Consider the following 15595-nt stretch of genomic DNA (forward strand, 5'->3'; position numbering starts at 1 on the left):
TTTGGGCGGCTGGTTAAGCGTGCGCCGCCTCAAGGATGAGCGCAGTGACATCAACCGGGTGCGAAGCCAACGACGCGTGGCTGGCTTCGAGTTCGATCTTCTTCACCGGCTTCATTCGATCGGCCATCATCTGTTCGTTTTCCGGGTTAATCATCCGGTCGCTGGTCGAGACCTGATAATAGCTCGGCTTCTTCCGCCAGGCGGGCGCCGTAACATTGTCGCCAAAAGTGCTCCCGACCGGAGCCTTTTGGGTCACGGCCATGACCAGCGCTTCCTCTTCCGACAAATCCTGACAGAAGCTCTCCCGGAACTTCTCGGGCTTGATCCACAAAAAGCCATCGCTGTCCGGCGCGATATTCGCAAAGGCCGCCGGCGGCCTGGCTTGCGAAATCCCGCCCGCGCTCTCACCGGCGTCCGGTGCGAAGGCGGCGATGTAAACGAGCGCCTTCACATTGGGCATGTCGCCCGCTTGCGTAATCACCTTGCCGCCATATGAGTGCCCGACCAGAACGACGGGACCTTCAATCTGAGCAACCATCTTGCTGGTGCGCGCCACATCGTCCGCGAGAGACGTCAGGGGGTTCTCGACCGCGTGGATATTCTTGGCCCCATAGCCATTCTTGCTTAACTCATTGATGACCTTCGCCCAATGGGCTGCGCCGCCCCAAAAACCATGTACCAGTACGATGCTTGGCTTGTCAGGCATGTTTCCCTCCCAGGAAAGGCGTTAAAGGCTGCGGGAACGATACAATATGTTGCCGTTCAAGACACGCACATTCTTGCCAGACCGCTCATCTGAGGCAGCTTTTGACCCAACACGGCATTTCCGCATTATGGGTTCGCAACCTGAAATTCCATCTAGGCCGCGATACCCGATATGCTGCAATCAACGGTTCGGCCCATGACCTCGCGGATTTGCTGGCGAAGCCACATGGCGCCAAGATCGGCATCCGTCTGCAAGGTCCAGACCATGGCGACAGGCGGGAAACTCAAGGTCACCGGCACCGGGCTCACCTCAAGCCCCAGCATCGGCGCATAACGCAGCGCGATGCGCGAAGACACGGTCGCGAGCACCGCCGAGGATCGCGCGGTTGACAGAACCGAAAGGAAATCCGGCGCGGCGGTAACGACGTCGATCTCGATACCGCTCAGTTCCAGCGCATCCTTGAAGCAGCCATGCAGGCTATCCGTCTGCGATATGACCGCGTGCTTGGCTTCCATATAGGCGTCCAATCCCACAGGATTGGGCAGATCAAGCAAGGCCGGGTTGAAACAGCAAAGAACGCTGGAGGAATAAAGCGGCTCGCAATGATGGCGCTGCTCCTGCGAATAGGTGCACCCCACGGCCATATCGACGACGCCCGTATCCAGCATCGCCGTGACTTCCTGCTCCTGCCCGCCGCGGACCAGAAGGCGGATGCCGGGCGCGATCTCACGCAGCAGAGCCGTCAGATCCGGCAACAGCAAAAGCTCCACCTCGCTCGACATGGCCAGCCGGAACGTGCGGCGTTCCGTCGCCGGATCGAACACATCCGCCGTCAGCACCGCCGCCTGCGCCTGCCTGAGCGCCTGCCGCACCGGTCCCGCCAGATTGAGCGCCCGCGCCGTCGGTTTCATCTCCTGCCCCACACGGATGAAAAGCTCATCCCGAAACAGGGTGCGCAGGGTCGAGATATTATGGCTCATGGCCGGCTGCTGGATTTTCAGCCGGCGCGCGGCGCGCGTGACGCTCATTTCCTCCATCATCGCATCGAAGGCGATGAGAAGATTGAGATCGAAAGAACGAAGATTGAAATGATCGATAGTCTGCATAAGTCACATCGATTTGATTGCTGGCTTTCCTACACTTAGCTGGAGTTTGGAAAGTTTCAAGACGTTGCCTCAACCCAGGAGCCATCAATGCCGTCACGTCGCTCACTTCTCAAAGGCGCCGCCAGCGCCATCATCGCCGCCCCCTTCGTTGCTCCCTCACTCGCATTCGCCAAGGCGCCGCTTGCCGCCACGCAGGCCCCCGGCTTTTACCGGCTGATGATCGGCAAGGTGGAGGTCACCGCGCTTTCGGACGGCGTCGTCGCGCTGCCGCTCGCCAAGATCTACACCAACACCACGCCGGAACATGCGGGCAAGGTGCTGCGGGATGCCTTCCTGCCGGAAGAGACGCCCACATCGGTCAATGCGTTTCTCGTCAACACCGGAGACAGGCTGGTGCTGATCGATGCCGGCACCGGCGCCTATCTCGGCCCGAGCCTCGGCAGGCTCGTCGCCAATATCGAGGCCTCCGGATACAAAACCGCGGATATAGATGACATTATCCTCACCCATATCCATACGGACCATTCCGGCGGGCTGTCGGCAGGTGGCAAGCGCGTCTTCACCAATGCGACGCTGAGGGTCAATGCGCGTGAAGCCGCCTTCTGGCTTGACGAGGCAAAGGCCAAGGCGGCTCCTGAAGCGCTGAAGAAAGGTTATGCCGAAGCGAAAGAAAGCATCCAGCCCTATGTGGATGCCGGCAAGTTCGAGACCTTCGGCGACAATGCCGCGCCGGTGCCCGGTCTCGGCTCGATCCTTTACGCAGGTCACACGCCCGGCCACAGCGCCGTCACTCTCGAAAACGACGGCCAGAAGATCGTCTTCTGGGGCGACATCACCCATGGCGATATCCTCCAGTTCGATGAGCCCAATGTCGCCGTGGAGTTCGATGTCGACCAGAAGGCCGCCGTCGTCGCACGCGATCTGGCGTTCAAACAGGCGGTGGAAGGCAAATATCTGGTGGCAGGCGCGCATATCGCCTTCCCCGGTATCGGCCATGTGCGCACCGACAGCACCAACTATGATTGGCTGCCGGTCAATTACACGGCGCTGTAAGCTGCCAAACGGCATGGCCTGATCCTGAACGGCTCAGGCCATTGCAGGGGAGCCGCGGGTCAGGTCAGCGCCACCTGCCGCGTTTCCGCATTGATCATGGTTGCGGCAATGGCGGCCAGCACCAGCAGACCGGCGAAAATGCCGATCGCGACACCAAAACCCTGCGCAATGGCATAACCGAGCAGGGACGGCGCCAAGAGGCCGCCGAGCCGCGCCATGGCGCCCGCCGCGCCCATGCCGGTCGCCCGCGATTCCGTCGGATAAAGTTCCGGCGTGTAAGCATAAAGCGCACCCCAGGTGCCGAGCAGCGCAAAGCTCATGATGAGAAGCGAGGCGGCGATCATCGCACCCGCCGAGGCGAGCGTGAAGAGCAGGCATCCGAGCGCGGAGAGCAGGCAGAAACCGATCAGCGTCGGCTTGCGGCCCCATTTTTCGACGCCATGGGCGGCAAGCGCATAACCGGGGATTTGCGCCAGCGCCACCAGCACCAGAAACCCGTAACCGCGCACGAAACCGAAACCATCCCCGGCCAGTTTCGCCGGCATCCAGGTGAAGACGCCGTAATAGGAAACGGAGACGAGAAACCAGATGGCGAGGATCATGATGCTGCGCTGCCGGAGCGCCGGTGAAAATATCCCCTGCCCCTTGGCCACATCAGGCTGGAAAAGCCCGGTCCCGGCATCGAGCGGCGCGCGGCCATTCGTCACCAGCATGCGGTTGACGACGGCCTTGGCTTCCTCCGACCGCCCGCTGCGCAAGAGGTAAAGCGGCGATTCCGGCACCAGAAAGCGCAGGCCAAGGCCGAGGACAGCCGGAAAGGCCGTCACGGCGAAAATATAACGCCAGGCATCGGCCACACCGGCAAGGCTCGCCCCCCAGGCCGCCAGCGCCACGATCAGCGTTCCGACAGCCCAGAAGCCTTCCAGAAAGACCAGCCAGCGCCCGCGATTTTTGGCGGGCAGAAACTCGGCCATCATCGCATAATCCACCGGCAGCGTGCCGCCGACGGCGGCGCCGGTGAGGAAACGCAGGATGAGCAGAATGGTGAAATCGGGCGAAAACACCGAAAGCACGCCGAACAGGGCATCGCAGGCCACGGTGACGATCAGTACACGGCGACGTCCATAACGATCCGCCAGCCGCCCGAAACCGGCAGCACCAAGCAGCATACCGAAAAAGAACGCCGTGCCGGTCTGCAAAGCCTGCGGCACCGTCAGCCCGAAGGTCGCGGCAATCGACGCGGCGGTGAAGCCAACGGCCAGAACCTGCATGGCATCCGCCGCCCAGACGAGGCCGAATATGCCCATCAGCCGCCGCTGATAGGCGCCTGCGCCTGCGCGCTCCAGCGCATCGTTCATGGTGATAGCCGTCATGCCCCGCCCCTTTGCAGAAATCGACTTTCACTAGCTATCGCATGGGTGGAGGAAACGGAATTGAATTCTGTGGAATGATGCGCTCGGTTGGGACGAAATGCTCGGCGCAACGATAGGCGAATCCCTGTGCTTGCCACAGGGATCCAGCCAGCCCGAGTCCTTGGGCTGAAAAGAGTCCTCGCGTCGCGCAGACGCGCGCCGGCTGGATTCCTGTGACAAGCACAGGAATGAGGGAACACAGTAGCGCTGGCGAGAAAAGGCAAAGCTGCCTTGTAGGAAACCCCTCAGCCGTAAACCCTGAGCGGCTCCTCAAAACCCTCATCTTCCGCCGAAGCGGCCGGCATAGCAGCCTCACATTTGCGCCAGCCGATCTTACCCTTCAGCCGCTGGTGCACGTCGTCACCAATCGGCACGACGAGCACCCGGTTCGGGTCGACCGGGCCGGGAAAATCGAGCGCCGCATAAGCGACCTTTTCAAAACCGAGCGGCATGTAATAGGGCGGATCGCCGATCAGGATCACGGCCTCGGAGCCCTTGCGCCTTGCAGCCGCAATGGCGATCCGGACAAGTTCCCGGCCGATGCCCATATTCTTGTGCGAAGGCCGCACCGCAAGCGGGCCAAGCATATGGCCCTTCACCCCGCCGGCCAGCACCGGCGTCATGCGCACCGAAGCGATGGTCTCGCCATCATCGGCGCAGACGAAGGACAGCGACCGGTCATGCGGCCCCTGCTCACGAATGCGCGCTGCGGCACGGGTATGCCGGCCCGGGCCGAATGCTTCTTCGTTGATGACGTCGATGATGGCGTCGTGCGACGCGTCCTCGGTGAGGTAGACAAGATCGTGCTTGGACATGAAGAGACCGAAACTTCCAGAATGCGGATGCGACAATAGATGACGGCTGCGCCGGTAAGGGCGTTCAGGAGCGTCAGCGTCGTCGGAGCATCCGTGGTTCGATCATAGTCAAAAATTTCCTCAGATTTGTGAAAATCGCAATTATCAGGAAAATCACCACCCGTCCAGAACAAATCTCGACGCTTCCCCATTCACCCTGTTCGGGGCCGGAAACGCATTGTTCAATGCCTTGCGGGTTCGCCGCGTGGCGCAAAACGGGTAGGATCGCCGCCAAGGAAACAATCAAGGAGATCGTCATGGGCATGCTGGTGGAAGGCGTATGGAAAGACGTCTGGTATGACACCAAGGAAACCAAGGGGCACTTCAGGCGCAGCGCCTCGCAATTCCGCAACTGGATAACGGCTGATGGCGCACCCGGCCCTTCCGGAGAAGGCGGCTTTGAGGCTGAGAGGGATCGTTATCACCTCTATGTCTCCTTCGCCTGCCCCTGGGCGCACCGCACCCTGATCTTCCGCAGGCTGAAAAAGCTGGAGGACCTGATCTCCGTCTCCGTCGTCGATCCGCTGATGCTGGAAAACGGCTGGGAATTCAAGCCTGAGGGCGAACGCACGCCGGGCGCGACCGAGGACCACCTCTTCGGCTCGTCCACGCTCTGGCAGGTCTATACCAAAGCAGACCCCAAATATTCCGGGCGCGTCACCGTGCCGGTTCTCTGGGATAAGAAACGCGGCACCATCGTCTCCAATGAATCGGCGGAAATCATTCGCATGTTCAACTCCGCCTTCAACGATCTCACCGGATCGGAAGAGGATTATTATCCCGAAACGCTGCGCGCCGAGATCGATGCGCTGAACGACGTGATCTATGACACCATCAATAACGGCGTCTACAAGGCCGGTTTCGCCACCACGCAGGACGCCTATCAGCAGAATGCCGTGAAGGTGTTCGAAACGCTTGATATGCTGGAAGACCGCCTGAAGGACAAACGCTTCCTGTTCGGTTCAGAACAGACGGAAGCGGACTGGCGCCTGTTCACCACGATGGTGCGGTTCGACCCCGTCTATGTCGGCCATTTCAAATGCAATATCCGCCGCATCCACGACTATCCGCACCTGACGGGTTATCTGCGCGATCTTTACCAAACGCCCGGCGTGCCTGACACGGTGGATATGCGCCACATCAAGGAACATTATTACCGCAGCCACCGCACCATCAACCCGACCGGCATCGTGCCCATCGGCCCCGAGCTGGACCTGACCATGGCCCATGGCCGCGAGGCGCTTTCCTGACGGAAAGCCGCCGCTACCAGTGATCGGCGAGCGCCGCTTCGCCGGCAAGTTCGGCAAGGCGGCGGCGGGTTGCGGCCGTCACCCCTTCGGGCAGTTCCGACAGGTCGAAAAAGCCGCTTTCGGCAATTTCATGATCCGGCTTTTTCGGCCGGGTCTGGGTGACCTCCAGCCGGTAAAGCGCCACATGGTCGCGATTGCTGCCCTCCAGATTGAGGTAGACGTGGAAAAGCTCCGGCTTTGAGGCAGCTTCGAGATTGCCTTCCTCGCGGATTTCCTTGTGCAGCGCCATCAGCAGGGTTTCACCACGCTCCACACCGCCGCCCGGCAGATACCAGCCGGGCAGGTAAGTGTGCCGCACCAGAAAAATCCTGCCCTTTTCATCAAAACACGCCGCCCGCACGCCAAGGGTTGCGCCCCGCGTGAACAGGAAAACGAAATGCAGGAAACGGATGAAGACACGCATATGGAACGGACGGGCCTGCCGCCCGGTTGTCTCGTCATTCACCCTGGTTTCTCCCCGCCTGCCGGCTTTTATTGGACGCGCGGCATATCATAGGTTATCTCTGCCGCCATGTTCAAACTTGCCCATATTTCAGACGTCCATTTGGGGCCACTGCCAAAACTCACTTTCCGGGAACTTGCATCCAAGCGTATCACCGGTTTCGTCAACTGGCACCGCAACCGCCGCAAGCATCTCTTCACCGACACCTTGGAAAAGCTGCTCGACGATCTGGAGACGAAGTCACCGGATCATCTGGCTATTACCGGTGATCTCGTCAATCTTGCGACCGGCATCGAAATTCGCGCCGCCGCCGACTGGCTGGAGGAAGTGGGCGATCCTGAAAAGACCTCCGTCGTTCCCGGCAATCACGACGCCTATGTTTCCGGCGCGCACGACAAGGCCATGCAGGCCTGGTACCCTTATGTGCGTGGCGACGGCGACCCGCCGGAATGGGACGATGACCGCAAGATTTTCCCCTATATGCGCGTGCGCGGTCCCGTCGCACTGATCGGCTGCTCCACCTCGATTGCGACGCCGCCCTTTTCGGCAACCGGCTATTTCGGCAACCGGCAGGCGCGCGCCACGGCGGAGCTTCTGAAAAAAGCCGGTGAACAGGGCCTCTTCCGCGTTGTGATGATCCATCATCCGCCGATCCGGGGTGCCACTGCCGCCCATAAACGCATGTTCGGCGTTCGTCGCTTTGCCGCCGCTCTCGGCGTCGGTGGCGCGGAACTCGTGCTGCACGGTCATACCCATTTGAATACGGTCTACTGGCTGAACACCCACCACGGGGAAGACCACATCCCGGTCGTGGGCATTTCCTCCGCCAGCCAGGGACCGGGCGGTGAAAAACCGCGCGCGGCCTATAATCTCTTCCACATTTCCGGTGGCCCCGGCACCTGGAATGTCGCCTGCGAGCGCCACAGCCTCAATGAGACGGGGACGGGTGTGGCGCTGGAGGATGTGCGGGTGTTTTATGAGAATGGGCGGCCGCTGGGGTTTTCGCGGCTGGGAGAATAGGTTCGCAAGATTAAGGTTCGAGCCTGTGGCTTACCCCCCTCTGCCCTGCCGGGCATCTCCCCCTCAAGGGGGGAGATCGACCCGAGGCTTGCCCTCGGCCATCTCAATGTTTGAGAATGAAGCGGTGGTGGTGCTTCCTGCTGATCTCCCCCCTTGAGGGGGAGATATCCGGCAGGACAGAGGGGGGTGCCCTGCCCCACCCTGAAGACAAGCTTACTTCGCCCGCTCTTCCAGCACCCGATTGGCCGCCGAAACAATCGCCTCCAGCGACGCCGCCACGATATTCGTATTGACGCCTGCCCCGAACAGCTTGCCGCCCGGATGCTCCATCTCGACATAAGCGATGGCCGAAGCATTCGACCCATGCTGCAGCGAATGCTCGGAATAATCATTCACCGACAGATCGATGCCGAGATAGACCGACAGCGCATTGATGAACCCGTCGATCGGGCCGGTGCCCTTGCCCTCGATACGCTTCACCTCGCCATTATCGGTAATTTCGGCAGCCACGATGCGCACGCCCTTGAAATCGCCGGCCGGATAGGTGTGGTGATCGACGAACTTGATGCGCGCATTCGGCTGCGTCACATAACGCTCGATAAAGCGCTCGTAGATGCGCTTGGCCGGCAGCTCCACACCCTCTTCATCGGTGATGCGCTGGATATCCTCGCGGAATTCCACCTGCAGGTTGCGCGGCAGGTTGATGCCGTAATCCTGCTGCAGAATATAGGCGATACCGCCCTTGCCGGATTGCGAGTTGATGCGGATGATCGCCTCGTAGGAGCGGCCGACATCCTTCGGATCGATCGGCAGATAGGGCACTTCCCAGACGGGATGATTGGCGACCTTGATCGCCTTCATGCCCTTGTTGATCGCATCCTGGTGCGAGCCGGAAAAGGCGGTGTAGACCAGCTCGCCGACATAAGGATGGCGCTCGGGGATCGTCATCTCGTTGGAATATTCGTAGACCGCCTTGATGCGCTCGATATCGCGGCAATCCAGCTCGGGATCCACACCCTGCGTATACATGTTCAGCGCCAGCGTCACGACGTCGACATTGCCGGTGCGCTCGCCATTGCCGAACAGCGTGCCTTCAACGCGGTCCGCACCGGCCATCAGGCCCAGTTCGGTCGCGGCGATGCCGGTGCCGCGGTCATTATGCGGATGCAGCGAGATGATGACGTTTTCACGATTGTCGATGTTGCGGCACATCCATTCGATCTGGTCGGCATAGATGTTCGGCGTCGCCATTTCCACCGTCGAGGGCAGGTTCAGGATCAGCTTGTTGTCGGCCGTCGGCTTCACAACCTCGACCACGGCGTTGCAGATTTCCAGCGCCACTTCCAGCTCTGTGCCGGTAAAGCTCTCCGGCGAATATTCGAAGCGGTAGCCGCCGCCGGCCTTCGCCGCCATATCGGTGATCATCTTGGCCGCATCGACGGCGATCTGCTTGATGCCGTGCACATCCTTGCCGAACACCACGCGGCGCTGCAATTCCGAGGTGGAATTGTAGAAGTGGATGATCGGCTTGTTGGCGCCTTCCAGCGCCTCGAACGTGCGGGTAATCAGTTCCGGACGGCACTGCACCAGCACTTGCAGGGAAACATCGTCAGGCACATTGCCCTCTTCCACGCACCAGCGGGCGAAATCGAAGTCCGTCTGCGAGGCGGAAGGAAAACCGATCTCGATTTCCTTGAAGCCCATCTCCAAGAGCAGCTTGAACATGCGGGCCTTGCGGTCGTGGCCCATGGGGTTGACCAGCGACTGGTTGCCGTCGCGCAGGTCCACCGAACACCAGATCGGCGCCTTGTCGATAGTCTTGCCCGGCCATGTGCGGTCAGGAATATTGATGGTCGGGTAAGGGCGATACTTCACGCTCGCGTCTGACATGCCCTTGGAAATATTGGTGATCTTGCCGTCCATTTCGCTTCCTCCTTGCGCAGTCCGCGGGCGTCTTTCGCCATCGGCGGATGCGCGGCCCTTGAGGGCCTAAATCCAGTATAAAATGAGATTTCGAGATGAGGAGCGTTCGCACCAGCGGGCTTTCGGCCGCCGGGCGCTCCTCACTGGACCCGGCAACCGCGTGTAAGGTCGAGGCTAAGAAGCGAGAGTGCACCGCACGGCGAGGCCTTCGCAGAAATCTGCGCGCTCATGCCGGAAATGGTTGCGATGCTGTTGCTCATAGCGATGTGTATAAACAGCGGCTGGCGGTCTGACAAGTGATCTTGTGCTGCGGAAGGTTATTTTCCCTGCCTGCCGCTCTCCAGCCTTTCGGCAATCCATTCGGCCATCAGGGATTGTCGTGTCCTGCCAAGGCGCACCGCTTCCGCATCCACTTTCCGCAAAAGCTTTTCAGGCAGATCAATATCGACATGCACCATTTCCAGTCCAGGACGGCTCGCCTTGGACCAGTCGAGATAATCGTCGATGTCTTCACCATCGTCGAATTTCCTGTCAAATTCTTCAGCGCTGATCGTCTTCATAACGCTGCTCCCAATCCCCGGAACGCGCGACGGAAATGAATCCATAAATAATATTTCTTCGAAACAATAAGCTCCCTACCTAACCACGCTTCACCATCCGCTGCAACGCCATCATCAGCCCGCCGCCGATCAGGCCCCAGAAGGCCCCGGAAACGCCGCCGAAAGAAAGGCCGGAAGCCGTGATGAGGAAAGTGATGGCCGCCGCCTCGCGGGTTTCCGGCTCCCTGAACGCTGCGACAGCGGAACCGGAAAAGGCCCCAACCAATGCCAGCCCCGCCACCGCCTGAATGAGGATGGGCGGCGCCAGCGCCACGAAGGCGGTGACCACGCCCGCCAGCAGGCCGAAAATAATATAGCCGACACCGCCGATGATCGCCGCCCAGTAACGCCGCTTTGGATCAGGATGGGCGTCTTCGCCCGCGCACATGGCCGCCGTGATGGCGGCAAGATTGACGGCGTGGCCGCCAAAGGGTGCGGAAAGCAGCGAAAAAAAGCCGGTCGAGGCAAAAAGCGGTCCGGGCTGCGGATCATAGTGATTGACCTTCAGCACCGCGATACCGGGAATATTCTGCGAGGCCATGGTGACGATGAAGAGCGGCAGCGCGATGGAAACAACCGCGTGGAGACTGAAGACGGGCGTTACCCACTCCATTGGCGGCGTCAGCGATTGCGCCACGCTATCAAGTGCACCCGCCGGAATTTCGACGCCGAAAATCATCACCAGCACGAAGGCGGCAAGGGCGGCGGGCACGGCGAACAGCCGTTTGAAGGCTCCCACCACGATCCAGGCGAGGATGATGGGCAATCCGAGCGCCGGGTTGAAGCCGATCGCCTTGATGGGCGCGAAACACAGGCCAATGATGACGCCTGACAGCATGGCGTTGGCGAGCGGCGCGGGAATGGAGGCCACCGCCCGCCCAAGCGGCTTGAACAGGCCTGCGACGATGATGAGCACGGCGCAGATGATGAAACCGCCGACGGCCGCCGGAAAGCCGCCCTCAATGACGCCGGTGGTCGCAAGCAGTGCCGCACCCGGTGTCGACCATGCGATGCTGATGGGTAGTCGGGTGGCGGCGGAGAGAATAATGGCGCAAAGCCCCATCGCCACCGAAAGCGCCATCAGCCCCGACGCCGCCTCGAAATCCGTCGCACCGACAGCTTTCAGGCCCTGCAGCACGACGGCGAAGGAGCTGGCGAAACCGACAAAGGCGGTGAGGCAGCCCATGAACAGGCTCTGGACGGAAAAATCTTTCAGCATGAAGCACTCTGCGGCCTGCTGTCTGTCGCAAACAACCGCAGCGGTCCGCATTGGCGACAGGCAGAAACAAAACTGAAGCGTGACGCGCGAATCCGGGGATGGCGACACGCTTTGGATGAAGCGTGGTTATATTCAGGATCAAAAAAGACGCCGCTTGGCAAGATGAGCCGCCAGACTTCAGGTACGGCAGCATGGAAAACGTCATCAAAGTTTAGCGGCACGGCGCTAATCCTCCCTGCATCACAACCGGTCATCCGCCACAAGAGGGACCCTTGCCATGCTCCGCATCGTCACCATCGTCGCCTGCTGTTTTGCAGCTCTTCCGGCCGCTGCCCAGACCCCGCCGCCGCCCGCCTTTCTCGGCCAGATCGTCGTTCCATCGGGCCTCTCCATCGATGGCGTCACCTTCGGCGGCATTTCCGATCTCGCCTTCGACAGCGAAACCGGCCGTTATCTCGCAATTTCCGATGACCGCGTGGAAAAAGGCTCGGCCCGTTATTACGAGCTGGAACTGGCCGTGACGGAAGGCGCCGCCACGCTCAACATCGCCGCCATGCACGAATTGAAGGACGAGACCGGCGCTGCCTTCGCGCCGAAGGGCATCGATGCGGAGGGCATCGCGCTCGACCGCAAGGGCGGCAAACTCTATTGGTCTTCCGAACGCGATCTCAAGAACCAGCCGGCGCTTTACGTATCGGACCTCGACGGCGGCAATGTGAAGCGGCTGGAGCTGCCCGACGCCTATTTGGTCGATGACGCCAAGACCAAAGGCGTTCAGAACAACCTCGCTTTCGAAGGCCTGACGCTGATGCCCGGCCGGCTGATCGCCGCCACCGAAAATGCGCTCACCCAGGACGGCCCCAAGGCGACGCCGCAGGCGGGCAGCCCGGCCCGTATCCTCGTCATCGACACGGCGACGCTGAAGCCGGTCGCCGAACATGTCTATGTCACCGAGGCGATCTCGAAGACGCCGACAGCCGCCGAGCCGAAATATAACGACAACGGCCTTTCCGCCATCGCGGCCCTGCCGGATGGCCGTTTCGTCGCCGTCGAGCGCAATTTCGCCTCTGGTGTCGGCAATCATATCCGCTTCTTCATCGCTGACATGTCCCGCGCCGACAATATTCTCGGCAAGGACAAGATCGATCCGGCATCCGTGGCCGCCGTATCCAAATCGGCCTGGTTTGAAATCAACGAAGGCGATTTCGGCCTCGATATCGACAATATCGAGAGCTTCGCCTTCGGTCCGGTGGTGGATGGCAAGCAGCTCTTCGTCATCGCCTCCGATGACAATTTCAACACCGGCAAGCAGTTCACCCAGTTTGCCGCATTCGCAATTCCCGCCAATCTGGGGCAGTAATATCCCTGAGGCACAAGAGCCGGCTAGAACAAACAGGTTCGGGCCGGCATCATGGCCAGAACACCACCGGCACAGGGCCCACCTTCACCAGCGGAGCAGACGTGAACCGGCGAAAGCCCCAATCGCTCCGGTCGCAAGAATGCCCAGCGAATACCAGATCAGCACGAAAGCCATGCCGTTTTCCGTGCAGAACCACGAATAGACCCAGGCCCCTGCCGCACCGGCCGCTATACCGGCGACAAAACCCGCTAGCGTCGGATCGGCGGGAGCCGAGCGCTTGAGAACCGAGAAATTCGCCAGCAACAGCGGCGTCGCGAAAGCAAAAATCAAAAACGGGCAATGCAGCGCCGATGATCCGAGAATGAGGGCGCGATAGGTGCCGGGCACGGCAAATCCAAGCTGGACAAGCGCTATCGCCGCCATGGCGACAAAAATCGCGGCGATCCACACGAACAGGGCGCCCCTCTCGCCTTCCGGCCGCGCAAGACGCATGACGGCCAGAAATGCCGTCAGCGCCAGCAGGGCGTTATACGCGGATTTAACCCAGAAACCCGGTTCGGTCATGGCTTCATCCATATCGCCGCGAAGCCCCAGAATGACGACCATCAGGAGAAGTGAAACGCCGAGCGCAAGCAGGGCCGCGAATGCGAGCCTGCGCTTCAGCGCGAAAGCGGGCACAGGTTTCAGATCACCCGCCAGTTGTTCGATGATGTCTTCCGTTTTCCTCATGTGTCCCCCCGCAACTTCGCCGCCAGGACTTTCAGCGTTCTGTGAATACCAACCCTCGCCGCAAGTTCGGTCTGGCCGGATTTTTGTGCCGCTTCGGCAATCGACTGGCCTTCCAGCTTCACCCTGCGAATGAGATCGCGTTGCCGCTCGGGCAAGTCGTCGAGCAGCCGCTCCACATCCATGCGGGCCGTGACCGCATCGACGGAGGGTTCCGCCTCCAGTGTTTCATCGAGTTCCACTTCCGCCTGCGCGCGAGCGCCCCGGCCTCGATAGTGATCGATGAGCTTGTAGCGCGCTATGGAAAAGAACCATGCCGTGAACGGTCGCGCACGATCATAGGTCTCCCGCTTCGCATGCAGCGACAACAGGGTTTCCTGCACAAGATCTTCCACATCGCCTCTGGAGGCGACGGCCATGCGCCTGCCGTAATAGGCGACAAGCAGCCGCCTCAGGGCATGAAGCAAATGCCTGTAGGCGCCGTCGTCCCCATCGAGGGAACGCAGCATCAACATTTTCAGTGTCTCTTCCGAAGGGCTGCCTGTCATCGTCACTATCGGGTTATTCGCAATCGGCAGGATATTGTTACATAGTGGCTTTAAAAAAATCTCGCCCGAACTTGTCGTCACAAGCGCGTGAAGATGTAACGACCGGCCGTTTCCGCCCGAATGGACTATTGTGAGCCCCGGCACGATGCCGGCGGACATTCGACGACGTCCAGAGGAGACCCTTCATGACCCGCATTTTTACCGCCATTGCCGCCGCTTCCCTGTTCTCCGCTCTTTCCTTCACCGGCCTCGCCCACGCCGAGAGCATGAAAACCGATACGATGAAGACCGATACAATGAAGAAAGACACCATGAAGACGGAAGCGATGAAAAAGGACGGCATGTCCATGGCCAGCAAGAAGGACTGCATGGACAAGGCCGGCATGGAAATGGACAAGATGAAAAAAGCCGACATGATGAAGGCCTGCGACATGATGAAATAACACCGGCCTGAACGGAAAAAGCCCGCACCGGTTTTCACCGATGCGGGCTTTCTCAACTGAAAACCGGAAACTCAGAGTTCCGACTGGCTTTCGACGATCTTGCCGACGAGACCGTAATCCTTGGCCTCTTCCGCGCCGAGCCAATAATCGCGATCGATATCCTTGGCGATCTTTTCTTCGCTCTGGCCGGTGGCCTTGGAGAAGATCTTGATCAGGCGCTGGTTCATCTTGATGATTTCGCGGGCCTGGATTTCGATGTCGGACGCCATGCCGCGCGTACCGCCGGAGGGTTGGTGCAGCAGGAAGCGGGTGTTCGGCAGGCAGAGGCGGCGTTCCTTCGGCACCGAAACATAGATCAGCGCGCCGGCGGAAGCGACCCAGCCCGTGCCGATGATATAGACCTTCGGCTTGATGAACTTGATCATGTCATGGATGGAATCACCCGATTCCACGTGACCGCCCGGCGAATTGACGTAAACGCGAATGTCGTCGTCGCTGGCGGCGGCGAGAGCCACGAGCTGCGTGCAGACCTTCTGCGCCAGTTCCTGCGTGATGCCACCATAGATGAAGATCGAACGCGACTTGAAAAGATTCGCTTCCGTTTCCTTGCCGATCGGCAGTTCCTTGCTCTTGTCGTCTTCGTCTTCGTTCATCAACGGCTCTCCAGCGTAAGTCTTGCATGCCCTTCGGACATAGTGCGACTTGTTACGTAAGGCAATGAGCGAAAAAGGCAAGGTTTGCCCGCCAACAATAAACACCACCCCCGGCAGATGACGCATGGACAGCCTGTCCGCCTTCGCAATATCGTCAACGCCTCATTGCCGCGCCGGCCGCCGCGGGAAACCCAATATACCGCTGCGGACGGCAATAATTT

At 60.2% G+C, this 15595-nt stretch carries 16 protein-coding genes; 5 read left to right on the plus strand and 11 right to left on the minus strand.

Going from position 1 to position 15595, the window contains the following annotated elements:
- Positions 1 to 13 precede the first annotated feature (13 nt).
- The gene (locus N5D22_RS23545) at positions 14 to 706 is read right to left on the minus strand and encodes an alpha/beta hydrolase (RefSeq protein WP_279658326.1); all 693 of its coding nucleotides are present in this window, start codon (positions 704 to 706) and stop codon (positions 14 to 16) included.
- Positions 707 to 858: 152 nt separating this feature from the next.
- Positions 859 to 1812, minus strand: coding sequence for a LysR family transcriptional regulator (locus N5D22_RS23550; RefSeq protein ID WP_279658327.1), 954 nt, complete (start codon positions 1810 to 1812; stop codon positions 859 to 861).
- 87 nt (positions 1813 to 1899) lie between these two features.
- Here N5D22_RS23550 and N5D22_RS23555 point away from each other — a divergent pair, with 87 nt between their 5' ends.
- Positions 1900 to 2865, plus strand: a complete 966-nt coding sequence (locus N5D22_RS23555) for an MBL fold metallo-hydrolase (protein WP_279658328.1) — start codon at positions 1900 to 1902, stop codon at positions 2863 to 2865.
- A gap of 59 nt (positions 2866 to 2924) precedes the next feature.
- On the opposite strand, the gene N5D22_RS23560 is transcribed toward N5D22_RS23555, so the two are convergent.
- Positions 2925 to 4238 carry an MFS transporter gene (locus N5D22_RS23560; protein WP_279658329.1) on the minus strand — a complete coding sequence of 438 codons (1314 nt, stop codon included), beginning with the start codon at positions 4236 to 4238 and terminating at the stop codon, positions 2925 to 2927.
- 284 nt (positions 4239 to 4522) lie between these two features.
- The gene (locus tag N5D22_RS23565) at positions 4523 to 5092 is read right to left on the minus strand and encodes an N-acetyltransferase (RefSeq protein ID WP_279658330.1); all 570 of its coding nucleotides are present in this window, start codon (positions 5090 to 5092) and stop codon (positions 4523 to 4525) included.
- 296 nt (positions 5093 to 5388) lie between these two features.
- On the opposite strand from N5D22_RS23565, the gene N5D22_RS23570 reads away from it, so the two are divergent.
- Entirely contained in the window at positions 5389 to 6381 is a 993-nt protein-coding gene (locus N5D22_RS23570) for a glutathione S-transferase family protein (protein ID WP_279658331.1), read from the plus strand.
- A gap of 13 nt (positions 6382 to 6394) precedes the next feature.
- On the opposite strand, the gene N5D22_RS23575 is transcribed toward N5D22_RS23570, so the two are convergent.
- Positions 6395 to 6886: an NUDIX domain-containing protein gene (locus N5D22_RS23575; protein WP_279658332.1), complete on the minus strand. Its 492-nt coding sequence runs from the start codon at positions 6884 to 6886 to the stop codon at positions 6395 to 6397.
- A gap of 66 nt (positions 6887 to 6952) precedes the next feature.
- Between N5D22_RS23575 and N5D22_RS23580 the strand changes: the two genes are divergently transcribed.
- Positions 6953 to 7903 carry a metallophosphoesterase gene (locus N5D22_RS23580; RefSeq protein ID WP_279658333.1) on the plus strand — a complete coding sequence of 317 codons (951 nt, stop codon included), beginning with the start codon at positions 6953 to 6955 and terminating at the stop codon, positions 7901 to 7903.
- A gap of 213 nt (positions 7904 to 8116) precedes the next feature.
- Here the strand turns inward: N5D22_RS23580 and leuA are convergent, their stop codons facing one another.
- The 3 genes from leuA to N5D22_RS23595 all read right to left on the minus strand — a co-directional run bounded on the left by leuA (position 8117) and on the right by N5D22_RS23595 (position 11644).
- The gene (leuA, locus tag N5D22_RS23585) at positions 8117 to 9826 is read right to left on the minus strand and encodes a 2-isopropylmalate synthase (protein WP_279658334.1); all 1710 of its coding nucleotides are present in this window, start codon (positions 9824 to 9826) and stop codon (positions 8117 to 8119) included.
- Between the two features lie 317 nt (positions 9827 to 10143).
- A complete protein-coding gene (locus N5D22_RS23590) occupies positions 10144 to 10386 on the minus strand; it encodes a CopG family antitoxin (RefSeq protein WP_170985846.1) in 243 nt (80 codons plus the stop codon).
- 79 nt (positions 10387 to 10465) lie between these two features.
- Entirely contained in the window at positions 10466 to 11644 is a 1179-nt protein-coding gene (locus N5D22_RS23595) for a benzoate/H(+) symporter BenE family transporter (RefSeq protein ID WP_279658335.1), read from the minus strand.
- A gap of 277 nt (positions 11645 to 11921) precedes the next feature.
- Between N5D22_RS23595 and N5D22_RS23600 the strand changes: the two genes are divergently transcribed.
- Positions 11922 to 13004 (plus strand): esterase-like activity of phytase family protein, encoded by a 1083-nt coding sequence (locus tag N5D22_RS23600; protein WP_279658336.1) that lies wholly within the window; start codon positions 11922 to 11924, stop codon positions 13002 to 13004.
- 84 nt (positions 13005 to 13088) lie between these two features.
- On the opposite strand, the gene N5D22_RS23605 is transcribed toward N5D22_RS23600, so the two are convergent.
- Both N5D22_RS23605 and N5D22_RS23610 read right to left on the minus strand, forming a co-directional pair.
- A complete protein-coding gene (locus N5D22_RS23605) occupies positions 13089 to 13733 on the minus strand; it encodes an NrsF family protein (protein ID WP_279658337.1) in 645 nt (214 codons plus the stop codon).
- Positions 13730 to 14278 carry a sigma-70 family RNA polymerase sigma factor gene (locus N5D22_RS23610; RefSeq protein WP_279658338.1) on the minus strand — a complete coding sequence of 183 codons (549 nt, stop codon included), beginning with the start codon at positions 14276 to 14278 and terminating at the stop codon, positions 13730 to 13732. Before N5D22_RS23610 ends, N5D22_RS23605 begins: the two co-directional genes overlap by 4 nt.
- 185 nt (positions 14279 to 14463) lie before the next feature.
- Between N5D22_RS23610 and N5D22_RS23615 the strand changes: the two genes are divergently transcribed.
- Complete coding sequence (locus tag N5D22_RS23615) at positions 14464 to 14721, plus strand: pentapeptide MXKDX repeat protein (RefSeq protein ID WP_279658339.1); 258 nt, start codon at positions 14464 to 14466, stop codon at positions 14719 to 14721.
- Between the two features lie 71 nt (positions 14722 to 14792).
- Here N5D22_RS23615 and N5D22_RS23620 read toward each other — a convergent pair whose 3' ends face one another.
- The gene (locus N5D22_RS23620) at positions 14793 to 15374 is read right to left on the minus strand and encodes an ATP-dependent Clp protease proteolytic subunit (protein ID WP_003523060.1); all 582 of its coding nucleotides are present in this window, start codon (positions 15372 to 15374) and stop codon (positions 14793 to 14795) included.
- Positions 15375 to 15595 lie beyond the last annotated feature (221 nt).

Source organism: Agrobacterium sp. GD03872 (genome assembly GCF_029840625.1).
Taxonomy (GTDB): Bacteria; Pseudomonadota; Alphaproteobacteria; order Rhizobiales; family Rhizobiaceae; genus Agrobacterium; species Agrobacterium fabrum_A.